At 68.2% G+C, this 21742-nt stretch carries 18 protein-coding genes and 1 other RNA gene; 9 read left to right on the forward strand and 10 right to left on the reverse strand.

The features are described 5' to 3' along the window. Window positions 1-44: 44 nt before the first annotated feature. From ACVK00_RS21375 to ffs, 5 genes are all read right to left on the reverse strand, one after another. Window positions 45-1250, reverse strand: coding sequence for a CaiB/BaiF CoA transferase family protein (locus ACVK00_RS21375; RefSeq protein WP_228904454.1), 1206 nt, complete (start codon window positions 1248-1250; stop codon window positions 45-47). 48 nt (window positions 1251-1298) lie between these two features. Continuing rightward, window positions 1299-1895 (reverse strand): recombination mediator RecR, encoded by a 597-nt coding sequence (gene recR, locus ACVK00_RS21380; RefSeq protein WP_151068233.1) that lies wholly within the window; start codon window positions 1893-1895, stop codon window positions 1299-1301. Window positions 1896-1935: 40 nt separating this feature from the next. Next, complete coding sequence (locus ACVK00_RS21385) at window positions 1936-2262, reverse strand: YbaB/EbfC family nucleoid-associated protein (RefSeq protein WP_284890827.1); 327 nt, start codon at window positions 2260-2262, stop codon at window positions 1936-1938. Window positions 2263-2356: 94 nt separating this feature from the next. Then, window positions 2357-4723: a DNA polymerase III subunit gamma/tau gene (locus ACVK00_RS21390; RefSeq protein ID WP_284890826.1), complete on the reverse strand. Its 2367-nt coding sequence runs from the start codon at window positions 4721-4723 to the stop codon at window positions 2357-2359. Between the two features lie 127 nt (window positions 4724-4850). Continuing rightward, an RNA gene (ffs, locus tag ACVK00_RS21395) (signal recognition particle sRNA small type) lies at window positions 4851-4949 on the reverse strand. A gap of 403 nt (window positions 4950-5352) precedes the next feature. Between ffs and trxA the strand changes: the two genes are divergently transcribed. From trxA to ACVK00_RS21435, 8 genes are all read left to right on the forward strand, one after another. After that, window positions 5353-5679, forward strand: coding sequence for a thioredoxin TrxA (gene trxA, locus ACVK00_RS21400; protein ID WP_006402348.1), 327 nt, complete (start codon window positions 5353-5355; stop codon window positions 5677-5679). Window positions 5680-5873: 194 nt separating this feature from the next. Continuing rightward, a complete protein-coding gene (gene rho, locus ACVK00_RS21405) occupies window positions 5874-7136 on the forward strand; it encodes a transcription termination factor Rho (RefSeq protein WP_006753675.1) in 1263 nt (420 codons plus the stop codon). A gap of 131 nt (window positions 7137-7267) precedes the next feature. Then, window positions 7268-7768 carry a MerR family transcriptional regulator gene (locus ACVK00_RS21410; protein ID WP_354122982.1) on the forward strand — a complete coding sequence of 167 codons (501 nt, stop codon included), beginning with the start codon at window positions 7268-7270 and terminating at the stop codon, window positions 7766-7768. Next, window positions 7765-9321: an MFS transporter gene (locus ACVK00_RS21415; RefSeq protein WP_284890755.1), complete on the forward strand. Its 1557-nt coding sequence runs from the start codon at window positions 7765-7767 to the stop codon at window positions 9319-9321. Before ACVK00_RS21410 ends, ACVK00_RS21415 begins: the two co-directional genes overlap by 4 nt. A 38-nt stretch (window positions 9322-9359) precedes the next feature. Beyond that, window positions 9360-10190 (forward strand): M90 family metallopeptidase, encoded by an 831-nt coding sequence (locus tag ACVK00_RS21420; RefSeq protein WP_284890753.1) that lies wholly within the window; start codon window positions 9360-9362, stop codon window positions 10188-10190. Between the two features lie 158 nt (window positions 10191-10348). Then, complete coding sequence (locus tag ACVK00_RS21425; protein WP_006761151.1) at window positions 10349-10612, forward strand: type B 50S ribosomal protein L31; 264 nt, start codon at window positions 10349-10351, stop codon at window positions 10610-10612. Window positions 10613-10828: 216 nt separating this feature from the next. After that, window positions 10829-12586: an ArnT family glycosyltransferase gene (locus tag ACVK00_RS21430; RefSeq protein ID WP_228904463.1), complete on the forward strand. Its 1758-nt coding sequence runs from the start codon at window positions 10829-10831 to the stop codon at window positions 12584-12586. Window positions 12587-12588: 2 nt separating this feature from the next. Continuing rightward, entirely contained in the window at window positions 12589-13944 is a 1356-nt protein-coding gene (locus ACVK00_RS21435; RefSeq protein ID WP_228904465.1) for an MATE family efflux transporter, read from the forward strand. A gap of 15 nt (window positions 13945-13959) precedes the next feature. Here the strand turns inward: ACVK00_RS21435 and lipA are convergent, their stop codons facing one another. From lipA to ACVK00_RS21460, 5 genes are all read right to left on the reverse strand, one after another. Then, a complete protein-coding gene (lipA, locus tag ACVK00_RS21440) occupies window positions 13960-14925 on the reverse strand; it encodes a lipoyl synthase (RefSeq protein ID WP_228904467.1) in 966 nt (321 codons plus the stop codon). 2 nt (window positions 14926-14927) lie between these two features. Beyond that, a complete protein-coding gene (locus ACVK00_RS21445; RefSeq protein ID WP_284890748.1) occupies window positions 14928-16043 on the reverse strand; it encodes an acetoin dehydrogenase dihydrolipoyllysine-residue acetyltransferase subunit in 1116 nt (371 codons plus the stop codon). 4 nt (window positions 16044-16047) lie between these two features. Beyond that, a complete protein-coding gene (locus tag ACVK00_RS21450) occupies window positions 16048-17052 on the reverse strand; it encodes an alpha-ketoacid dehydrogenase subunit beta (protein ID WP_105785799.1) in 1005 nt (334 codons plus the stop codon). A 68-nt stretch (window positions 17053-17120) separates the two neighbouring features. Next, window positions 17121-18104 (reverse strand): thiamine pyrophosphate-dependent dehydrogenase E1 component subunit alpha, encoded by a 984-nt coding sequence (locus tag ACVK00_RS21455; protein WP_006753665.1) that lies wholly within the window; start codon window positions 18102-18104, stop codon window positions 17121-17123. Window positions 18105-18202: 98 nt separating this feature from the next. After that, window positions 18203-19261, reverse strand: coding sequence for an ATP-NAD kinase family protein (locus ACVK00_RS21460; protein ID WP_284890744.1), 1059 nt, complete (start codon window positions 19259-19261; stop codon window positions 18203-18205). Window positions 19262-19785: 524 nt separating this feature from the next. Between ACVK00_RS21460 and ACVK00_RS21465 the strand changes: the two genes are divergently transcribed. Continuing rightward, window positions 19786-21717 carry a sigma-54-dependent Fis family transcriptional regulator gene (locus ACVK00_RS21465; RefSeq protein ID WP_284890742.1) on the forward strand — a complete coding sequence of 644 codons (1932 nt, stop codon included), beginning with the start codon at window positions 19786-19788 and terminating at the stop codon, window positions 21715-21717. The last annotated feature ends 25 nt before the right edge of the window (window positions 21718-21742 follow it).

The following is a 21742-nucleotide window of genomic DNA, read 5'->3' on the forward strand; positions in this document are numbered from 1 at the left end:
CCCGTCGGGGAAGCCCGGCGCGCATCGCCGCGGCTCGAGACGCTTCAGATCGCGCCGGCCTCGCGCAGCGCGGTGATCGCCTGCGCGTCGTAGCCGAGGCCGCGCAGCACCTCGTCGGTGTGCTCGCCGAGTTCGGGCCCGAGCCAGCGCGTTTCGCCCGGCGTGCCGGACAGCTTCGGCGTGATGTTCGGCAGCGGAATGTCGGTGCCGTCGGCCAGTTTGAAACGCTGGATCATCTGCCGCGCGACGAACTGCGGATCGGTGAACATGTCGGCGGCGCTGTAGATGCGCCCGGCCGGCACGTCGGCCGCGTTGAGCACGGCCAGCGCGTCGTCGATCGTGCGCGGCGCGAGCCACGCGGCGATCGCGTCGTCGATTTCCTGCGTGCGCGGCACGCGTCCGTCGTTCCGTGCGAGTGCGGGATCGTCGGCGAGGTCGTCGCGCTCGATCGCCTTCATCAGCCGCTTGAAGATCGGGTCGCTGTTGCCGCCGATCACGATGCTGCCGTCGCGACACGCGTAGGTGTTCGACGGCACGATGCCCGGCAGCGACGCGCCGGTGCGCTCGCGCACCATCCCGTATACGCCGTATTCGGGCACCACGCTTTCCATCATGTTGAATACCGCTTCATACAGCGCAACGTCGACCACCTGCCCCGCGCCGCCATTCACGTTGCGGTGGTGGAGCGCCATCAGCGCGCCGATCACGCCGTGCAGCGCGGCGATCGAATCGCCGATCGAGATGCCGATGCGCGGCGGCGGCAGATCCGGATAGCCGGTGATGTGACGCAATCCGCCCATCGATTCGGCGATCGCGCCGAAGCCGGGCCGGTCGCGATACGGGCCCGTCTGCCCGTAGCCGGACAGGCGCACCATCACGAGACCGGGGTTGTCGGCCGACAGCACGTCGTAGCCGAGGCCGAGCTTCTCGAGCAGGCCCGGGCGGAAGTTTTCGATCACGATGTCGGCCTCGCGCGCGAGCTGCCGCGCGATCGCCTTGCCGGCATCGGATTTCAGGTTGAGGGTGACCGATTTCTTGTTGCGCGCCTGGACCGACCACCACAGCGACGTGCCGCCCTGCTCCGGATGCAGCTTGCGCCACTTGCGCAGCGGGTCGCCGCCGTTCGGATCCTCGATCTTGATCACTTCCGCGCCGAATTCGGCACAGAGGCGCGACGCGAACGGCCCCGCGATCAGCGTCCCGAATTCGAGCACTTTGACGCCCGCGAGCGGGCCCTGGCTGGTGCTCATGTGTCTCCCTGGCATGAGGAACGGCGCCGCTCGCCGGCGGCGCCCGGCTTACATCGTGCGGCGGTCGAGCATCGCGCGGGCGATGGTGCCCGCGTCGACGTATTCGAGCTCGCCGCCGACCGGCACGCCGCGCGCGAGGCGCGTGACCGCGAGCCCGCGCGCCTTCAGCGTCTGGCCGAGGTAGTGCGCGGTGGCTTCGCCCTCGTTCGTGAAGTTGGTCGCGAGCACGACCTCCTTGACAATCCCGTCGGACGCGCGCCGCACGAGGCGGTCGAAATGGATTTCCTTCGGGCCGATCCCGTCGAGCGGGCTCAGCCGCCCCATCAGCACGAAATACAGCCCGCGGTACGTCATCGTCTGCTCGAGCATGATCTGGTCGGCCGGCGTCTCGACGACGCACAGCAGCGTCGGATCACGCTCGTCGTCGCTGCACACCTCGCAGATCTGCGCTTCCGTGAACGTGTTGCACTTCTCGCAGTGCTGCAGGTGCTCGGTCGCGAACAGCAGCGACCGGCCGAGCCGCTCCGCGCCCTCCCGATCGTGCTGCATCAGGTGGTACGCCATGCGCTGCGCGGATTTCGGCCCGACACCGGGCAATACACGCAGCGCCTCGACGAGCGCGGACAGGGCGGACGGCTGTTTCATACGGTGGCTGGAGACTGGACGGGCTGAACGGACGCTGCGCTCAGAACGGCAGCTTGAAACCCGGGGGCAGCGGCAGGCCCGAGGTCATGCCGCTCATCTTCTCCTGCGACGTCGCTTCGGCCTTGCGTACGGCATCGTTGAACGCGGCCACGACCAGATCCTCGAGCATGTCCTTGTCGTCCGCGAGCAGGCTCGGGTCGATCGCCACGCGACGCACTTCGTTGCGGCACGTCATCGTCACCTTGACGAGGCCGGCACCCGACTGCCCTTCGACTTCGATCTGCGCAAGCTGCTCCTGCATCTTCTTCATGTTTTCCTGCATTTGCTGCGCTTGCTTCATCAGTCCGGCGAGGTTGCCTTTCAACATGGGAATACTCCTTCTTGATCATGTGAAAACCGGCATGCGGCGCATGCCGGTCAATGTGTGCGGGCGTGATTGTGCCTGTCGCGGTGCGATTCGTTCAATGCAGCGTCGGCGGCGGGCCGTCCGGCGCCGAATCGGCGAGCGGCCGCACCGAGCCTTCGACGATACGCGCGCCGAAATCACGCACGAGCTGCTGGACGAACGGATCGCCGTGGATCTCCTGCTCGGCCTCGCGCTGGCGGACCGCGCGTGCGGCCGCATCGAGCGCCGCCGCGGTGCGCCGCGCGGGCCCGACCTCGACCGCGACCTCGACAGGCTTGCCGAGTGCGTCGGCCAGCGCGGCTTTCAGCTTCGCGACCTGGGCGGCGTCCGCATACTGCGGCACCGGCACGGACAGCTTCAACGTCGTCGCGTCGACGGCCGTCAACTCGCTGTTGAACGCAAGCTGATACGCGACGCCCTTCAGCGGCAACCGTGCGGCCAGCGCCGGCCATTCGCCGTCGAAGCCGATCGGATCGAGCGCGATCGCGGGCGGCAGCGGGCGCGTGTCGACCGGTGCAGACGGACGGGCCTCCGCCGGCTTCGGCGCAATGCGCACGTCGTCGGGGCCGCTGTCGAATACCGGGACGAAGCCGTCGTCGGCCCCGCCACCGAACATCTCGTCGGCGCTGAGCGGCACGTATTCGTCCGGCGGAATGTCTTCCCACGGCGGCGGCGCCTGGCGCGTGTCGGCAGCCTGCGGCGCGCGAGCCGCCGCACGCGGCGTCGGCACCTGCACGGCGGGACGCGATGGCGCCGGTTTGTCGACGGCCGGCTGGGCCGCGGCCGGCTTCGGCGCGGCGTCCGCCCGCGAGCGGTCGGACGACACGCGCATGCCGGCATTGCGCAGCACGTCGAGTGCGGCAGCTGCGCCACCGCGGGCCGACGGGCGCGCGGCAGGCGCGGCACGCGGCGCCGGTTCGGCAGGCGCTGCAGGTTCATCGCTGCCCTTGGCGGCAGCAGGCGGTTCAGGTTCGTTGCGCACGGCCGGCGGCGCATCGCTCACCGGTGCCGCCTGAGGTGCCGGCTTCGCTTGCGGCTGCGGTGCGGCCGGCGCTTCGGTCGCAGCCGCTGCCGGCGTCGTCGCAACAGGCTTCACCGCGGACGATGTCACCGCATCGCCGGACTGGACCGGCGACGGACGCGCGGCGGACACGACCGGAGCGGCGGCCTGAGGACGTACTGCCTCCGCGGCTGCCGGTGTCGGTGCCGGTACGGGTACCGATGGCGACTTGGGCGCCGCAGCCGACGCAGCGGCAGCGGCAGCGGCCGCACGCGGCGCGGGCGCGGGTACGGCACGCGGCACGGCCGGCTGGCCACCCGGCGCACTGCCGGCGCCGACGGCCGGCTCGAACGCGAGCATCCGCAGCAGCGTCATCGTGAAGCCGGCGTATTCGTCCGGCGCGAGGCCAAGCTCCGCGCGTCCGACCGTCGCGATCTGATAGAACAGCTGAACCTGCTCGGGGCTCAGTGCCTCCGCGAAGCGGCGCAGGTCGGCCGCTTCCGGCCATTCCTCGAGCACCGAGCCAGGCGCGAACTGCGCCCATGCGATCCGGTGCAGCAGGCTCGCGAGATCCTGCAGCGCGGTGGAAAACGACAGGCTGCGCAGCGACATCTCGTCGGCGATCGTGAGGATCTCCGGGCCGTTGCCGGCCGCGAGCGCATCGAGCAAGCGCACCATGTAGGTCTGGTCGAGCGCGCCGAGCATGCCCGACACCGCCGATTCGGTCACTTCGTTCGCCGAATAGGCGATCGCCTGGTCGGTCAGCGAAAGCGCATCGCGCATGCTGCCCTGGGCGGCGCGAGCGAGCAGGCGCAGCGCCTGCTGCTCGAACGAGATCTGCTCTTCGCCGAGGATCCGCTCGAGATGCGACACGATGTGCCCGGCCGGCATCTGCTTCAGGTTGAACTGCAGGCAGCGCGACAGCACGGTGACGGGAATCTTCTGCGGATCGGTCGTCGCGAGGATGAACTTGACGTGCGACGGCGGCTCCTCGAGCGTCTTCAGCATCGCGTTGAACGCGTGGTTCGTCAGCATGTGCACTTCGTCGATCATGTAGACCTTGAAGCGCGCATCGACGGGCGCGTACACCGCGCGCTCGAGCAGCGCGGCCATCTCGTCGACGCCGCGGTTGCTTGCCGCATCCATCTCGACGTAGTCGACGAAGCGGCCTTCGTCGATCTCGCGGCACGCGCGGCACACGCCGCACGGCTGCGACGTGACGCCGGTTTCACAGTTGAGCGCCTTCGCGAAGATCCGCGACAGCGTCGTCTTGCCGACGCCGCGGGTTCCGGTAAACAGATAGGCGTGATGGAGACGCCCGCCGTCGAGCGCGTGCGTGAGCGCCCTGACGACGTGCTCCTGGCCGACGAGCGAAGCGAAATCCTTCGGACGCCACTTGCGTGCGAGAACTTGATAGGTCATCGGGAAATTGTATCAGTAACGCTGCGTCGCGCCGACACGCGAAACGGTGCGGAAAACGGGCAAAGCGCAGGAAAAACGGAGAATGACGCAGAAATAAAAAACGCCCAACGAACGGGGCGAGAGGAAAGGTGACGAGCCCAACCCTCGGCACTGGCAGAAAACGATTGTGGCTGCTTCGTTCCCGACCTGACCAGGTTCACCGCCCCACCATGCGAGGAGGCCCGTCACGGCATATTCTATCACCGCTTCCGGTCGAATGCGACCGTTTGTTCGCAACAATGCGAGCGATCGAGCAAACCGGCGCGCGCATGGGCGCATGCAGCCGGAGCAAGCAGACGGTGAATTACCGCGGCTCTTGTATTTTGCATGCGGGCCTCCACCTTCGGAACACAACGGTCGAACGGCGCGTCGTACCCCTACTCGCGTAGCGGCTACTATCGCCGCCCGCAGCAGATAGCAATTTAGGCTAATATGACGCCCGAACGACCCGCGAGCCGCGCCATGCAGCGCCTACGCCCTTCCTTCCGGAGAGCGGAGTGACCTGCCGCAGCGGCCGGCAGCCGTCAGGCCGCCGGAGCGCCGCAACGCGCCAAGCAGGCAGTCCCCGAACCGTAAGAGGTATTGACCCAATGAGCGAACAGATCAAACACATCAGCGACGCATCGTTCGAACAGGACGTCGTCAAATCCGACAAGCCCGTGCTCGTCGACTTCTGGGCCGAATGGTGCGGCCCGTGCAAGATGATCGCCCCGATCCTCGACGAAGTCGCGAAGGACTACGGCGACAAGCTGCAGATCGCGAAGATCAACGTCGACGACAACCAGGCGACGCCTGCGAAGTTCGGCGTACGCGGCATCCCGACGCTGATCCTGTTCAAGAACGGCGCGGCCGCCGCGCAGAAGGTCGGCGCGCTGTCGAAGTCGCAGCTCACCGCATTCCTGGACAGCCACCTGTAATACGGGCCGTTCCTCGGACGTGTTGTCAACCGACAACACGTCCGCCGCCAAGCCGCCGATCGGCCGCTCAGGCACGAATCAGCGTATGCTAGAATCAAAAAACGTCTACAAGACGCATTAAGTCTCAGAGCGCCTCCGCTCGCCCTCCTCCCTTATTTCTTTTCGTCGCTTCTCCTCCCTGGCGGGTTCTCCGTATGCATTTATCCGAGCTCAAGTCTCTGCACGTGTCCGAACTGATCGAAATGGCCAATGGCCTGGAGATCGAAAACGCGAACCGCCTGCGCAAGCAGGAGCTGATGTTCGCCATTCTCAAAAAGCGCGCCAAGACGGGAGAGACGATCTTCGGCGACGGCACGCTCGAAGTACTCCCGGACGGCTTCGGCTTCCTGCGCTCGCCGGAAATGTCGTACCTCGCGAGTACCGACGACATCTATATCAGCCCGTCGCAGATTCGCCGCTTCAACCTGCACACCGGCGACACGATCGAAGGTGAAGTCCGCACGCCGAAGGACGGCGAGCGCTACTTCGCGCTGGTGAAGGTCGACAAAGTCAACGGGCAGCCGCCCGAGGCCTCGAAACACAAGATCATGTTCGAGAACCTCACGCCGCTGCACCCGAACAAGCCGCTGGCGCTCGAACGCGAGATGCGCGGCGAAGAGAACGTCACGGGCCGCATCATCGACATGATCGCGCCGATCGGCAAGGGCCAGCGCGGCCTGCTGGTCGCGTCGCCGAAGTCGGGCAAGACCGTGATGCTCCAGCACATCGCACACGCGATCAAGCAGAACCACCCGGACGTCGTCCTGTTCGTGCTGCTGATCGACGAGCGCCCTGAAGAAGTGACCGAAATGCAGCGCTCGGTCGCCGGCGAAGTGATCGCGTCGACGTTCGACGAACCGGCCACGCGTCACGTGCAGGTCGCCGAAATGGTCATCGAGAAGGCCAAGCGCCTCGTCGAAATGAAGCACGACGTCGTGATTCTGCTCGACTCGATCACGCGTCTCGCACGCGCTTACAACACCGTGATCCCGGCATCGGGCAAGGTGCTGACGGGCGGTGTCGACGCGAACGCACTGCAGCGCCCGAAGCGCTTCTTCGGCGCGGCGCGCAACATCGAGGAAGGCGGCTCGCTGACGATCATCGGCACCGCGCTGATTGAAACCGGCAGCCGCATGGACGACGTGATCTACGAAGAGTTCAAGGGCACCGGCAACATGGAAGTGCACCTCGAGCGCCGCCTCGCGGAAAAGCGCGTTTATCCGTCGATCAACCTGAACAAGTCGGGCACGCGTCGCGAAGAAATGCTGATCAAGCCCGAGATCCTTCAAAAGATCTGGGTGCTGCGCAAGTTCATCCACGACATGGACGAAGTCGAGGCCATGGAATTCCTGCTCGACAAGATCCGTCAGACGAAGAGCAACTCCGAGTTCTTCGACCTGATGCGCCGCGGCGGCTGATTCCCCTCGCCCCGCAACGAATGGCCGCCCGCGCGTTTCGCCCGGCGGCCGTTTTTTCGCCCCAACCTGTACGTGAACGTACAGGTTGATCTATAATCGCGCCATCGCCCCGACCGAAGCCCGCCGCCCCTATGCCGAACGACGCCTCTCCCTCGCTGCTGACCGTGAGCGACGCCGCGGCGCGGCTCGGCGTCACGCCGCGCACGCTGAAATATTACGAGGAACGCGGACTCGTCACGCCGTCGCGCAGCGGCGGCCGCTATCGCCTTTACGATGCAGCCGATCTCGAACGCTTCGCCCGCATCCTGCGGCTGCGCGCACTCGGCTTTTCGCTGCACGGCATCACCGAGATGCTCAAGCGCCCGCTGGAAGAAACGGGCGACGGCCGGCGCCGCTATTCGGACGCGTCGCTGCGCGACATCCGCACGGGCCTTGCCGAGCAGATCGACACGCTCGACCAGCGGATCGCGGCCGTCCAGCGCGAACTGAAGGAAGCCGTCGCGCTGCGCAAGGAACTGCAGCACGACATCGATTACATCGAGCGGCGGCTCGCGGGCGAAAATCCCGACGCGCTGATCGCGCAGCGGCAGGCCCAAGCCGGCACGCGCCGCACGCGCAAGGACCGAGAATGAACGTCGCGCCCGGTCGCTCGCCGCTGTGGAGCCGCGCGAACCTGCGCGCGGACCTCTTCCCGTGGGCGCTCGCACTCGTCACCGGCATCGACTACTTCGACAACGCAGTCTTCTCGTTCTTCGCGAGCTACATCGCAGGCGGCATCAACGCGTCGCCCGATGAACTCGTGTGGTCATCCAGCGCCTATGCGGTCACGGCCGTGCTCGGCATCCTGCAACAGCAATGGTGGGTCGACCGGCTCGGACATCGCCGCTATGTCGCCGGCTGCATGCTGATGTTCTCGTGCGGCGCGATCGCGGCGGCATTCGCCGACACGTCGCTCGAGCTTGCGTTCGCGCGCGGCTTCCAGGGCTACTTCATCGGCCCGATGATGGGTGCGTGCCGGATCCTGATCCAGATCAGCTTCAAGCCGCAGGAGCGGCCGCCCGCCACGCGCGCGTTCCTGATCATGATCCTGCTCGGCAGCGCGCTCGCGCCGATCGTCGGCGGGCTGCTCGTCGCGCATTCGACGTGGCGCGCGCTGTTCGCGTGCACGGCGCCCGCAGGTATCGCGTTCGCGATCCTCGCCTTCCTCACGCTGCCCGATTCGGGCAGGACGCCCGACGACGGGCGCGGCTCCGGACATTTCTGGCCGTACATCGTGTTCGCGCTCGCGCAAGGCGCGCTGCAGATCGTGCTGCAGCAGGTGCACTACCAGCTCTACAGCGGCTCGCCGACGCTGATCATGCTGACGCTCGTCGGCGTGGGCGCGCTCGCGTGGTTCGCCTATCACCAGTGGAACCATCCGACGCCCCTCGTGCGGCTGCATGCGTTTCGCGAGCGCACGTTCCAGGTCGGATTGCTGCTGTACATGTTCTATTACTACGAGTCGACCGGCTTCAGCTACCTGACTTCCCGCCTGCTCGAAAGCGGGCTCGGCTATCCGGTCGAGAACGCCGGGCGCCTGGTCGGCACGATGTCGCTGATCTCGGCGACCGCGCTGTTCGCCTACCTGCGCTATGCGAAGCACGTCACGCACAAGAAATGGTTCGTGGTGCCGGGTTTCGCGATCGCGATCGCCGCCGCGCTGTGGATGACGCGGATGACGCCGCAAGTCGGCGAGGCCGCACTGATCGGCCCGCTGCTGCTGCGCGGGCTCCTGCTGCTGTTCATCGTGCTGCCGGTCGCGAACCTGACGTTCCGCATCTTCGCGATCGACGAATACACGCACGGCTACCGGCTGAAGAACATCGTGCGGCAACTGACGATCTCGTTCGCGACGTCGTCGGTGATCATCGTCGAGCAGCACCGGCTGGCCGTGCATCAGACGCGGCTCGTCGAGCGCGCGAACGTGTTCGATCCGCTGTTCCAGCAGACCGTCGACGCCCTCACGCGCAGCTATGTGGCAGCCGGCCATGCACTGAACGACGCGCACGCCCTCGCGATCGCGTCGATCGCGCGGATGGTCGCGCAACAGGCGTCGTTCCTCGCGTCGCTCGACGGTTTCTATTTCCTCGCGGGCGTCGCGCTCGTCGGCGGCCTCTTCGCGGCATGGCAAAAAGAGATCGATTGAGTTAAAAGACAGGCTTTGGATCTTCCTGCGCTGCCTCCATGCTCTCGAAACTGACCCGCTGGTTCGACGACCGCCGCCGCGACCGCGCGCTGCGCAGCCATCCGATTGCCGATGCGTTGTGGCAGGACACCGTTGCGCGCCTGCCGTTCCTCGCCACGCTGACGCCCGGCGACCTGGGCCGGCTGCGCGAGCTCACGAGCCTGTTCATCGCGAAGAAATCGTTTTCGACCGCGCACGGGCTCGAGCTGACCGACGAGATGATCGTCGCGATCGCCGCGCAGGCGTGCCTGCCCGTGCTGAATCTGGATTTGTCGCTGTACGACGGCTGGGTCGGCGTCGTCGTGTATCCAGGCGAATTCGTGATCCGCAAGACCGTGCAGGACGAGGACGGCGTCGTCCATGAAGTCGAGCAGGACGCGAGCGGCGAAGCGTGGGAAGGCGGCCCGGTGATCCTGTCGTGGGAAGACGCGCAGATGACGGACGGCCGCGACGCGTACAACGTCGTGATCCACGAGTTCGCGCACAAGATCGACATGGTCAACGGCGAGGCCGACGGCTATCCGCCCCTTTTTCGCCGCTGGCACGCGCCGCACCTCGACGCGCAGGCCTGGGCCGACGTGTTCGAGCATGCGTACGACCAGTTCTGCGCACGCGTCGATGCGGTGCCGGACCGTGCGTGGGCGCGCTTCGAGCGGGAATCGCTGATCGATCCCTATGCGGCCGACCACCCGTCGGAATTCTTCGCGGTGTGCAGCGAGGCGCTGTTCGTGCGGCCGCGCGCATTCGAGTCCGAATTTCCGGAGCTGTACCGGCTGCTCGCGCGCTACTACCGGCAGGATCCGGCCCGGACGGGCGCCCTCGGCGCGTGATGAAAATTATTCGTCAACCATCTGATTTTCTGGCATAATCGCCGTTTTTCGACCTTAGGCAAGTGGCTCGCGCCGGGCTTGGCGTCGTCTGGCAGGCGCAATGTGCGCTCCGACACGGCAAGCGGCGGGTTGGCTACCGCTCTCACCAAGGAAAGACCATGAAAGAAGGCATTCACCCGAACTACCGCGAAGTCGTCTTCCAAGACATGTCGAACGGCTTCAAGTTCATCACGCGCTCGACGATCCAGACGCGTGAAAACATCGAACTCGACGGCAAGACCTACCCGCTCGCCAAGATCGAAGTGTCGTCGGAATCGCACTCGTTCTACACGGGCCAGCAAAAGATCATGGACACGGCAGGCCGTGTCGAGAAGTTCAAGAACAAATTCGGCGCACGCGCCAGCGGCAAACTCGCGAAGTAAGCTTCGCGCCGCATCCGGTGGTTGCAACGCACCGGTATCGCACAAAAGGGCAGCCCAGGCTGCCCTTTTTTGTCTCTGCTCGCCCGGCAACCGCCGGCCGGCGCCCTGAGGAACCCCCTGACGCGCAACATCCGGCACGTCTACAATGCCGGATGCTAGAAACCGGCTCGACCGCGCGCGCCCGCGCCGGCCGCCCATAACAAAACGCTCATCTGCATGAAGCCTGTCGTCCGTCTCACCGCCTCCGCCACGCGTGCGCTGCCGCGCTGGCTGCTGCTTACGCTCTGCCTCGTCTACGCGGCATTCGGCCTGTTCGGCCGGGATCCGTGGAAGAACGAAGACGCGGCGGGCTTCGGCGTGATGTGGACGATGGCCACCGGCAGCTGGCACGACTGGCTGCTGCCGAACCTGGTCGGCAAGTTCATCACCACCGACGGGCCGCTCGGCTACTGGCTCGGCGCGCTGTCGATCCGCGCGCTGGCGCCGTGGGTCGACGCGAGCAACGCGTCGCGCGTCGACACGGGCGTGCTGTTCTGTGTCGCGTGCGCGTTCGTCTGGTACGCCGCCTACCTGCTCGGCCGGCGCGCCGAGGTTCAGCCGTTCAAGTACGCATTCGGCGGCGAGCCGGAGCCGCGCGACTACGGCCGCACGCTCGCCGACGGCGCGCTGCTGATCCTTGTCGCATGCTTCGGGCTCGCGGAGCGCGGCCACGAAACGACGCCGCAGCTCGCCCAGTTCGCGTGGATCGCGATGCTCGTGTACGGCATCGTGCGCGGCATCGACAAACCGATGCAGGGCGCGCTGTGGTGGGGTGTCGCGATGGGCCTCGTCGCCCTGTCCGGCAACCCGGTGCTCGTGGTCGCGCTGCTCGCCGGCACGGCCGCGCTGTGGCTCGTCACGCCGGAGATGCGCAACCTGCGCCTGCCGCTGATCGGCGTGCCGCTCGCGGCCGCGATCTCCGCGCTGTGGCCGCTCGCCGCCTTCAACGCGGCGCCCGACGACGCCGCGTGGTTCTTCAACCAGTGGATCCACGGCAGCCTGATGCGCTTTTCGGGCCCGCCGACCGCGGTGCTCGGCTATGCGGCGAAGAACCTGCCGCTCTTCACGTGGCCCGCGTGGCCGCTCGCGATCTGGGCCTGGTGGAGCTGGGCCGGCATGCGCCGCCGCGCGCACATCGCGATTCCGCTGTCGGTCGTCGTGCCGCTCGTCGCGCTCGTGATCCTGCAGAGCCAGCAGTCGAACCGCATGTACATGCTCCTGCTGCCGCCGCTCGCGGTGCTCGCCACCTTCGCGCTGCCCACGCTCAAACGCGGCGCGATCAACGCGATCGACTGGTTCGCGGTGCTGAGCTTCACGATCCTCGGCACCTTCGTGTGGCTCGTGTGGCTCGCGTCGCTCACCGGCTTCCCGCATCCGCTCGCGCGCAACCTCGCGCGCCTCGTGCCGGGCTACGAGCCGCACTTCAAGATCCTGTCGTTCATCTGCGCGGTGATCGTCACCGTGTGCTGGTGCCTGCTCGCGCGCTGGCGCATCTCGCGCCAGCCGAAGGTGCTGTGGCGCAGCGTCGTGCTGTCGGGCGCGGGCACCACGCTGATGTGGGTGCTGCTGATGACGCTGTGGCTGCCGATCGTCAACTACGGCCGGACCTACAGCGACGTCGCGCAGCAGATCGCGTCGCATTTGCCGAAAGACTATGCGTGCATCTCGCCCGTGCGGCTCGGTGATGCGCAGATCGCGACCTTCGCGTACTTCGGCGACATGCACTTCGAATTCTCGGGCGAGTGCGACGTGATCCTGCGCCAGGACCGCGCGGACTTCGGCGAGCCGAGCGCGATGTCGCAATACGTGTGGCGTCTCGTATGGGAAGGCCGCCGCGTTGCCGACCGCGACGAGCGCTTCCGCCTGTACGAACGCATCGAGCGGCCGACGACGCCCGTCAAGCGCCGTGGCCCGCGCCGCCGGACGGTCGATTGACGATGTTCGCCGACATCCGCCGGATCGTCGGTCTCGCATGGCCGGTGCTCGTCGGCCAGCTCGCGATCATCGCGTTCGGCGTGATCGATACGGCGATGGTCGGCCGCTACTCGGCCATCGACCTGGCCGCGCTCGGGCTCGGTTCGTCGATCTACGTGTCGATCTACATCGGGATGACGGGCATCCTGTCCGCGCTGCAGCCGATCACCGGGCAGCTGTACGGCGCCCGGCGCTACGCCGAGATCGGCGAGGAAGTCCGCCAGGCACTGTGGCTCGCGCTGTTGCTCGCGGTGCCCGGCTTCCTGCTGCTGCATTTTCCCGAACCGCTGCTGCACATTGCCCACGCGCCGCCCGCGCTGCACGAGCGCACCGTCGATTACCTGCGCATCCTGTCGTACGGCCTGCCGGCGAGCCTCGTGTTCCGGATCTACAACGCGCTGACCAACGCGGCCGGCAAGCCGCGCCTCGCGATGATCCTGCAGATCGGCGCGCTGCTGCTCAAGTTTCCGCTCAACGTGTGGTTCGTCTTCGGCGGCTTCGGCGTGCCGGCCCTCGGCGGCCCCGGTTGCGGGCTCGCGAGCACGCTGATCAACTGGGCGCTCGCGCTGATCGGCTTCACGCTGCTCGCGAAGCTCGACGTGTTCTCGCCGCTCGCGATCTTCTCGCGCTTTTGCTGGCCCGTATGGGTGCGCCAGAAGGCGATCCTCAAGCTCGGCGTGCCGATGGGCCTGTCGTACCTGATCGAGGTCACGTCGTTCACGTGCATGGCGCTCTTCATCGCACAGTTCGGCACGACGACGCTCGCCGGCCATCAGATCGCCGGCAACATCAGCGCGGTGCTGTACATGACGCCGCTGTCGATCGGCGTCGCGGCATCGACGCTCGTCGCCCGCGCGCTCGGTGCCGGCCGTCCGGACGAGGCGCGCCTGCTCGGCCGGCACAGCGTGATGCTCGCGTGCGGGATCGCGGCCGCGTACGGCGTGCTCGTGTTCACGCTGCGCCCGTTGATCGTCAGCGGCTACACGCCGAACCCGGCCGTGGTGGCCGCCGCGCTGCCGCTGGTCGCGATCGTCACCTGCTATCACTTCTTCGATGCGCTGCAGATCACGTCGGCATTCGTGCTGCGCGCCTACAAGGTCGCGGTCGTGCCGACCGTGATCTACGCGGTCGCGCTGTGGGGCGTCGGGCTCGGCGGCGGCTATGTGCTCGGCTTCGACATCGGCGGCATCGCGCCGGCATGGCTGACCGGTGCGCGCGGCTTCTGGTTCGCGAACACGATCAGCCTGATGCTCGCCGGTGCGGGACTCGCCCTCTACCTGCGCCGCGTCAGCCGCGCGCAGCTGTCCATCGACGCCTGACCCACGGCCCGCGGCCTACGCGTCCTCCAGCACGTCGGCCGCGTGATACGACGACCGCACGAGCGGGCCGGCAACGACTTCCCTGAAACCGAGCGCCAGCCCCTCGTCGCGCCACGCGGCGAACGCGTCGGGGCTCACGTAGCGCCGCACCGGCAGATGGTGCGCGGACGGTGCGAGATACTGGCCGAGCGTCAATACGTCGACCTCGTGCGCACGCAGATCGCGCAGTGTGTCGCGCACCTCGTCGTCGCGCTCGCCGAGCCCGAGCATCAATCCCGATTTCGTCACGAGCGTCGGCCGCGCGGCCTTCGCCTGTGCGAGCAGTTCGAGCGAGCCGCGATAGTCGGCGCCGGGCCGCGCCGCCCGGTACAGCGACGGCACCGTCTCGATGTTGTGATTGAACACGTCCGGCCACGCCGACGACAACGCCTCGAGCGCACGGGGAACGCGGCCCCGGAAATCGGGCGTCAGCACCTCGACGCCGATGCCCGGCACGCTCGCGCGCACCGCCGCGATGCAGGCGGCAAAATGCGCGGCGCCGCCGTCGCGCAGGTCGTCGCGATCGACCGACGTGATCACGACGTAGCGCAGCCCCAGCGCCGCGACTGCGGCGGCGAGCCGCACGGGCTCGCCGGGATCGAGCGGTTCGGGACGGCCGTGCGCGACATCGCAGAACGGGCAGCGCCGCGTGCACAGCCCGCCCATGATCATGAAGGTCGCGGTGCGCTGCGCGAAGCATTCGCCGATGTTCGGGCACATGGCCTCCTCGCACACGGAATGCAGCCGGTGATCGCGCAGCACGGCCGCCATGTCGGCGACCGCCCCGCTCATCATCGGCCGCGCCCGCAGCCATGGCGGCTTCGGCAGCGCCGCGCCGGCCGCGGGCTCGACGCGCACCGGAATGCGCGCGAGCTTGTCGCGGCTCCTCGCGCCCGGCTGGCCGAGCGCGGTGAGGCTGGGTCGTTCGAGCGCGGCGGCCATCGTCAATCTCCGAGAAACGCGACGATCAGGCGGTTCACGTCGGCAGCCGCCTCCATCTGCACCATATGACCGCTGCCCGCAATCACCTCGGCCCGCACGCCGTCCGGCAAGCCCTGCGCATGCTGCGCGGGAATCACCTGGTCGCGCTCGCCCCAGATCACCAGCGTGCGCGGCGCAAGGGACGCGACGCGGTCGCGGAACACGCGCCGCTGGGCCGCGCCGTCGAACGCAGCGTTCGCGATCTTCTCCAGCGCGGCCTGCACGCCTTCGAGCCGCTTGTACTTGACGAGGTCCTCGACCAGTTGCCGCGTGACGAGCGCGTGGTCTGCGAACAGCGCACCGAGGTGCGGCTTCAGCGTATTGCGGCTGTTGCCGGCGACGAAGCCGTCGATGTAGCCGCGGTTGATGTCGGCACCGAGCCCGGCGCTCGCGATCAGCGTCAGGGACGCCACGCGTTGCGGCGCACGCTCGGCCGCCGCCATCGCGACCGCGCCGCCCATCGAATGGCCGATCAGGTGCGCGCGGTCGATATGCTGCGCGTCGAGCAGCGCGAGCACCGCATCGGCCAGTTCGTCGAGGTTGCCGGTCTCAACCGCCTTGGCCGATTCGCCGTGTCCGGGCAGATCGAGCGCCCACACGGGCCGGTGCGCGGCGAGTTCCGCATGGTTGAACAGCCAGTTGTTCAGGTCGCCGCCGAAGCCGTGGATCAGCACGGCAGGCGTGCCCGTGCCATCGCCCAGCTTCAGGAACCGGACCGTGCGTCCGCCGATCTGCGCCTTCTCGGGCTGCGGGCCCCCGGCGTCGTCGGCCGCCGCGCTCGGCGTGAAATCGCGCTGGAATTCGGCGATCGCCGCATCGATGTCGGCATCGCTCGCGTCGGCCGCCGCCACCACGCCGAGCAGCGCACCGACCGGCAGCGTCTCGCCCTCCTGCGCGACCTGCCGGCGCAGCGTGCCGTCGAACGCGCACTCGACACCCGACGAGATCTTGTCGGTCTCGACGTCGAGCACTTCGTCGCCCTTCGTCACGCGCTCGCCGATTGCCTTCAGCCAGCCGTTGACCTGCCCCTGCTCCATCGACAGCCCCCACTTGGGCATCGTGATCATGTGAATCGACATCGTGTCAGCTCCTCGTCTTCAGTACCGCCTGCGCGATCGCATCGGCAGACGGGATATACAGGTCTTCCAGCACGCCGGCGAACGGCGTGGGCGTGTGCGGCGCGGTCACGAGCTCGATCGGCGCCTTGAGCGTCCGGAACGCACGCTGTGCGACGAGCGCGGCGATGTCGGTCGCGATCGAGCAGCGCGGGTTCGCCTCGTCGACGACCACCACGCGGCCGGTGCGCGCCGCGCTTTCGAGGATCGTTTCCTCGTCGAGCGGCGACGTCGTGCGCAGGTCGATCACGTCGACCTGGATGCCGTCCTTCGCGAGCTTCGCGGCCGCGTCGGTCGCGAGATGCACCATCCGGCCGTACGTGACGATCGTCGCGTCGTCGCCTTCGCGCACGACGTTCGCCTCGCCGAACGGAATCGCATAGGATTCCTCAGGCACGTCGCCTTCCCGCGTGTAGAGCAGCTTGTGTTCGAGGAAGATCACGGGATCGTCGTCGCGGATCGCCTGGATCAGCAGCCCCTTCGCGTCATACGGCGTCGACGGGCACACGACCTTCAGCCCCGGGATGTGCGTAAACAGCGACGTGAGCATCTGCGAATGCTGCGCGGCCGCGCGCAGACCGGCACCGTACATCGCGCGGATCACGACCGGCGTCACGGCCTTGCCGCCGAACATGTAGCGGAATTTCGCGGCCTGGTTGAAGATCTGGTCGAAGCACACGCCCATGAAGTCGATGAACATCAACTCCGCGACGGGCCGCATCCCGCATGCGGCCGCACCGACCGCCGCGCCGATGTAGCCCCCCTCCGACAGCGGCGTGTCGAGCACGCGCCCCGGAAACTTGTGGAACAGCCCCTTCGTCACGCCGAGTACGCCGCCCCACGCGTCGTCCTCGCCCGGCGCACCCGCGCCGCCTGCATTGTCCTCGCCCATCACGATCACGCTGTCGTCGCGCGCCATTTCCTGCGCGAGCGCCTCGTTGATCGCCTGCGAATAAGTGATCTTCCTTGCCATGTCTGTCTCCTGGGATATTCGGTTCGCCGTGCCGGCCGCCAACTGAGGGCTGCCGTGTCACATCGCATTCACGGGTACGACACGTACACGTCGGCCAGCAGGTCAGCCGCATCGGGCAGCGGCGCGGCCTTCGCCTGCGCGACCGCGTCGTCGATCAGCGTCTTCACCTGGGCATCGACGGCACGCAGCTCGTCGGTCGTCAGCGCTTCGGCGCGCACGACGCGCGTTTCGAAATGCTTCAGGCAGTCCTTCTCGTCGCGCAGCTTCTGCACTTCGCCCGGCGCGCGATAGGTCTGCGCATCGCCTTCGAAGTGGCCGAAGTAGCGCGTGAACTTCACCTCGACGAGCGTCGGACCGCCGCCGCTGCGCGCGCGTGCGACCGCTTCGCCGAGTGCCTCGTGCACCGCGAAGAAGTCGAAGCCGTCGACGATCACGCCGGGCATCCCGAAGCCGTTCGCGCGATCGGCGATGTTGTCGGTCGCGACCGACCAGCTCGACGCCGTCGCTTCCGCATAGCCGTTGTTTTCGGCCACGAAGATCGCCGGCAGCCGCCACACCGACGCGAGGTTCATCGATTCGAAGATCACGCCCTGGTTCGACGCGCCGTCGCCGAAGAAGCACACGCCGACCCCGCCGGTCTTCTTGTGCTTGGCCGCGAGCGCCGCGCCGCACACGAGTGGACCGCCCGCGCCGACGATCCCGTTCGCGCCGAGCATCCCCATCGACAGGTCGGCGATGTGCATCGAGCCGCCCTTGCCGTGGCAGACGCCCGTCTTCTTGCCGTAGATCTCGGCCATCATGCCGTGCACGTCGACGCCTTTCGCGATGCAGTGGCCGTGCCCGCGGTGCGTGGTCGCGACGTAGTCCTCGAGACCGAGGTGCAGCATCGTGCCGACCGCGGATGCCTCCTCGCCTGCATACAGGTGGACGAAGCCGGGGATTTCGCCGGTCGCGAACTCGACGTGCAGACGTTCCTCGAATTCGCGGATCGTGCGCATCAGCCGGTAGGCGTCCAGCAGCTTGTCCCTGCTGAGCTGTGTCGAAACGGTCATGTGTGTCTCCTGGTAGGTCTGACTGCGAATGCCGCCGCGGCAACGCCCCGGCGACGGATTGCACGGCCTGCGGCCGTCGGTGAAACGTGAAGCTGGCGTCAGCCGCGCCACGCGCCGGCGTCGCGCAACACCTGACGCGACGACGCGTAACGCAGCGTGCGGCCCACATCGACGGTCAGCGGCCCGCGCCAGTCGAGCGCGATCTCGTAGCGATCGCCGCGCGCGACCTCGATCTCGCGCTCGCCGTCGAACGCGAGCGTGCCGCGCTCGAACGGGATCGTCTGCCACGCACCCGGCTCGAGCCGCTCGCAGCTGCGCATCACGACGCGATCGACGCGGCCGGGTGCGATCGGCGCGACGAGCGGCGTGCCGGCCGCGTTGCCGTCGGCGGCGAAGCGCATCGCGAGCCCGTGCGGCGCGCTGCGCTCGAGCGGCGCCCACGCGCCGCCGAGCGCGGACAGGCCGATGCCGTCCGGCTCCGCGAAGGTCAGGTACAGCGCGTCGATGTCGTCGGGCCCCGAGATCGCCCGCGCGCCGATGAAGCGCTGGCGTGCCGCGCACACGTCGACGAGCGCGATCTCCTCGCGCCCCGCGTTCGCGCCCGCCACGCCGCGCACGACGAGCCGCTTGTTGCGCACAAACGCGATCTCGGCCGGCACGGCGCCGGTCGCGGCGAGTCCTGCCGCGATGCCCGCGACGGTCGCCTCGCGATGTTCGGGAAACGCATTGTTGGTGCCGGTGGACAGCGCGACGAGCGGCGTCGAGCCGCAGTGCGCGGCGACCGCGCGATGGGTGCCGTCGCCGCCGAGCACGACGATCAGCGCGACTTCCCTCCGGCGCATGTAGGCAGCGCCGGCGTGCGTGTCGGCAACCGTGTCGGAGATCGGCAGGTCGACGAATTCGACGTCGGGCCAGCGTTCGTGCGGGGCAAGCGCGCGATGCGTATCGAGCGCACGCATCAGCAGCGTCGCGATGCCCGTCTTGTCGCGCAGGGTCAGCACGCGCTCGACGCCCATCGCGCCGAGGCCGGCAAGCAGGCGCACGACCATGTTGGCTTTTTCCGCAGTGGGGAACACGGATGCATGCGTCGTCAGGCGGCGAATGTCGCGCCCCGATGCGGGGTTCGCGATCACACCGACGGTCACGGGCGTCGTCACGGGCTTGTCTCCATCCAGTGGACCGGCGCTCGCGCACCGGCCCTTCATGTGTCGTCCGCCGTCATCGAGGGCAGCGGATCGTCGTCGCCGACGCGATTGCGCCGGCATTGCCCGTCACATCTGCAAGCGGCGTGCCACCGCGTGTGCAACGTCCGCGAAACCCGCGTACAGGCTGGCTCGGCGGGGTACGCACGTCATCGGCACCTGCTGTCGGGCAGCTCGAAGCGCCGCGAAACAGGCCGGGCGTCTCACCTGGTCTATCCCTCGACACGGCGACTTCGGCGCGGTGATCGTCATTGCCGTTTGGCCGGCAAGCCACGCGCATCGCGGCATGGCACGCGCCGCCACGCTCCCGACCACCGTGTTGCCGGGCACGTCCGCGCGTCTCAGCTGCGCGAGACGGGCTGAGATGTCGGTGAGACGAACGTCTCAGGCCGCGCGCGTGCTGCGATGCAATGTGATCCGCTGCCGCGGATGTGCTACAAGAGCATCGAAATCCCCGCCGTACGGAACCGGAGCCGACCATGCCCTATGCCGTCCCCCAGGCCCAGCACGCCGACCGTGTGCTCGGCGCGCTCGCCGGGCGCCTGCCCGCGCCGGCCGATTCCGCGCGTCTCGTGTCGTCGTGGCAGCGCTCGCTCGAGCGCTACGCGCTCGACCCCGCTTCGTCGATCGGCCCGCGCGTGCTGACCGCGGCCGAACTGCGCGAGGTGCGCGACAAGGAGGAGGCCTTCCTGCGCGCATCGGGCCAGTGCCTGACGCGCCTGCACGACATGATTCGGGTCGCCGACTATTGCGTGATGCTGACCGACGCGCATGGCGTGACGATCGACTACCGGATCGACCGCGAGCGCCGCAACGACTTCCGCCATGCGGGGCTGCACATCGGCTCGTGCTGGTCGGAAAGCGAGGAAGGCACCTGCGGCGTCGCGAGCGTGCTGACCGATCTCGCGCCGATCACCGTGCACAAGACCGACCACTTCCGCGCGGCGTTCACCACACTCACCTGCAGCGCGGCCCCGATCTTCTCGCCGGGCGGCGAACTGATCGGCGTGCTCGATGCGTCGGCCGTCCAGTCGCCCGACGGTCGCGACAGCCAGCGTCTCGTGTACCAGCTCGTGCGGCAGAGCGCGGCGCTGATCGAGGACGGCTATTTCGTGCACAGCACCGCGCAGCACTGGATATTGTTCGGGCATCCGAACCGTCACTACGTCGAGGCACAGCCGGAATGGCTGATTGCGTTCGACGAATGCGGCAATATCGTCGCCGCGAACCGGCAGGCGCGCGATGCGCTGCCGGCGCTGCGCGAACCGCGCCATATCGACGAGATCTTCGATGCAACCGAGATGCCATTGCGCGACGCCGCGCGGCTCGATGCGATCGTCGCGCTGCGGCTGCGCGCGACCGGCGCGCCGCTCTATGCGCGATTGCGTGCCCCGCTACGGCGTGCCGGCCGCGAAACCGGCACCGCACGGGCCGCCCCCGCATCGCGCCGCCCCGGCACCGCGCAGCGCCACGTCGGCGCGCTGACGCCGTTCCTGCACAGCAGCGACGCGCGCGTCGCGCAGCAGGCCGAACTCGCGCTGCGGGTCGCGAGCAAGCGGCTGCCGATCCTCGTGCTGGGCGAAACCGGCGCGGGAAAGGAAGTGTTCGCCCGCGCGATCCACGACGCCGGCGCGCGGCGTGCGCGACCGTTCGTCGCGGTCAACTGCGGCGCGCTGCCCGAGGCCCTGATCGAAAGCGAGTTGTTCGGCTATGCGGCCGGCGCGTTCACCGGCGCGCGCAAGCACGGCGCGCGCGGCAAGATCGCGCTCGCCGACGGCGGCACGCTGTTCCTCGACGAAATCGGCGACATGCCGCTCACGCTGCAGACGCGCCTGCTGCGCGTGCTCGCCGACGGCGAGGTCGTGCCGCTCGGCAGCGACACGCCCGTGCGCGTCGATCTCGACGTGATCTGTGCGACCCACCGCGATCTCGCGCGGATGGTGGCCGACGGCACGTTCCGCGAGGACCTGTATTACCGGTTGAGCGGCGCGACGTTCGAGCTGCCGCCGCTGCGCGAGCGCGCGGACGTATGCGACGTGATCGCCACGGTGTTCGCCGAGGAGGCGCAGGCGACGGGCCACGTGCTCACGCTCGACCCGACGCTCGCCGCGCAGCTCGCCGCCTATCCGTGGCCCGGTAACGTGCGCCAGCTGCGCAACGTGCTGCGCTATGCGTGCGCGGTATGCGACGCCGCATGCGTGACGCGGCGCGACCTGCCGGCCGATCTCGCCGCGCAGCTCGGCGCCGGTCCGGCCGGCGCCCTGCCGGACGACGAACGCGGCCGCATCGTCGCGGCGCTCACCGCGCATCGCTGGCGGCCCGACGCGGCCGCGCAGGCGCTCGGCATCTCGCGCGCGACGCTGTACCGGCGAATCGCCAAGCACCGGATCGTCGCGCCGCACCGCATCTGATGCCTGCGACGCATCGGCACGCTTC

It is taken from the genome of Burkholderia sp. PvR073, assembly GCF_054055695.1.

What these genes read in the sequence shown, in the direction of transcription:
- ACVK00_RS21375 (WP_228904454.1), bottom strand. Translation starts at nt 1,250, where the DNA reads ATGAGCACCAGCCAGGGCCCGCTCGCGGGCGTCAAAGTGCTCGAATTC.
- recR (WP_151068233.1), bottom strand. Translation starts at nt 1,895, where the DNA reads ATGAAACAGCCGTCCGCCCTGTCCGCGCTCGTCGAGGCGCTGCGTGTA.
- ACVK00_RS21385 (WP_284890827.1), bottom strand. Translation starts at nt 2,262, where the DNA reads ATGTTGAAAGGCAACCTCGCCGGACTGATGAAGCAAGCGCAGCAAATG.
- ACVK00_RS21390 (WP_284890826.1), bottom strand. Translation starts at nt 4,723, where the DNA reads ATGACCTATCAAGTTCTCGCACGCAAGTGGCGTCCGAAGGATTTCGCT.
- trxA (WP_006402348.1), top strand. Translation starts at nt 5,353, where the DNA reads ATGAGCGAACAGATCAAACACATCAGCGACGCATCGTTCGAACAGGAC.
- rho (WP_006753675.1), top strand. Translation starts at nt 5,874, where the DNA reads ATGCATTTATCCGAGCTCAAGTCTCTGCACGTGTCCGAACTGATCGAA.
- ACVK00_RS21410 (WP_354122982.1), top strand. Translation starts at nt 7,268, where the DNA reads ATGCCGAACGACGCCTCTCCCTCGCTGCTGACCGTGAGCGACGCCGCG.
- ACVK00_RS21415 (WP_284890755.1), top strand. Translation starts at nt 7,765, where the DNA reads ATGAACGTCGCGCCCGGTCGCTCGCCGCTGTGGAGCCGCGCGAACCTG.
- ACVK00_RS21420 (WP_284890753.1), top strand. Translation starts at nt 9,360, where the DNA reads ATGCTCTCGAAACTGACCCGCTGGTTCGACGACCGCCGCCGCGACCGC.
- ACVK00_RS21425 (WP_006761151.1), top strand. Translation starts at nt 10,349, where the DNA reads ATGAAAGAAGGCATTCACCCGAACTACCGCGAAGTCGTCTTCCAAGAC.
- ACVK00_RS21430 (WP_228904463.1), top strand. Translation starts at nt 10,829, where the DNA reads ATGAAGCCTGTCGTCCGTCTCACCGCCTCCGCCACGCGTGCGCTGCCG.
- ACVK00_RS21435 (WP_228904465.1), top strand. Translation starts at nt 12,589, where the DNA reads ATGTTCGCCGACATCCGCCGGATCGTCGGTCTCGCATGGCCGGTGCTC.
- lipA (WP_228904467.1), bottom strand. Translation starts at nt 14,925, where the DNA reads ATGGCCGCCGCGCTCGAACGACCCAGCCTCACCGCGCTCGGCCAGCCG.
- ACVK00_RS21445 (WP_284890748.1), bottom strand. Translation starts at nt 16,043, where the DNA reads ATGTCGATTCACATGATCACGATGCCCAAGTGGGGGCTGTCGATGGAG.
- ACVK00_RS21450 (WP_105785799.1), bottom strand. Translation starts at nt 17,052, where the DNA reads ATGGCAAGGAAGATCACTTATTCGCAGGCGATCAACGAGGCGCTCGCG.
- ACVK00_RS21455 (WP_006753665.1), bottom strand. Translation starts at nt 18,104, where the DNA reads ATGACCGTTTCGACACAGCTCAGCAGGGACAAGCTGCTGGACGCCTAC.
- ACVK00_RS21465 (WP_284890742.1), top strand. Translation starts at nt 19,786, where the DNA reads ATGCCCTATGCCGTCCCCCAGGCCCAGCACGCCGACCGTGTGCTCGGC.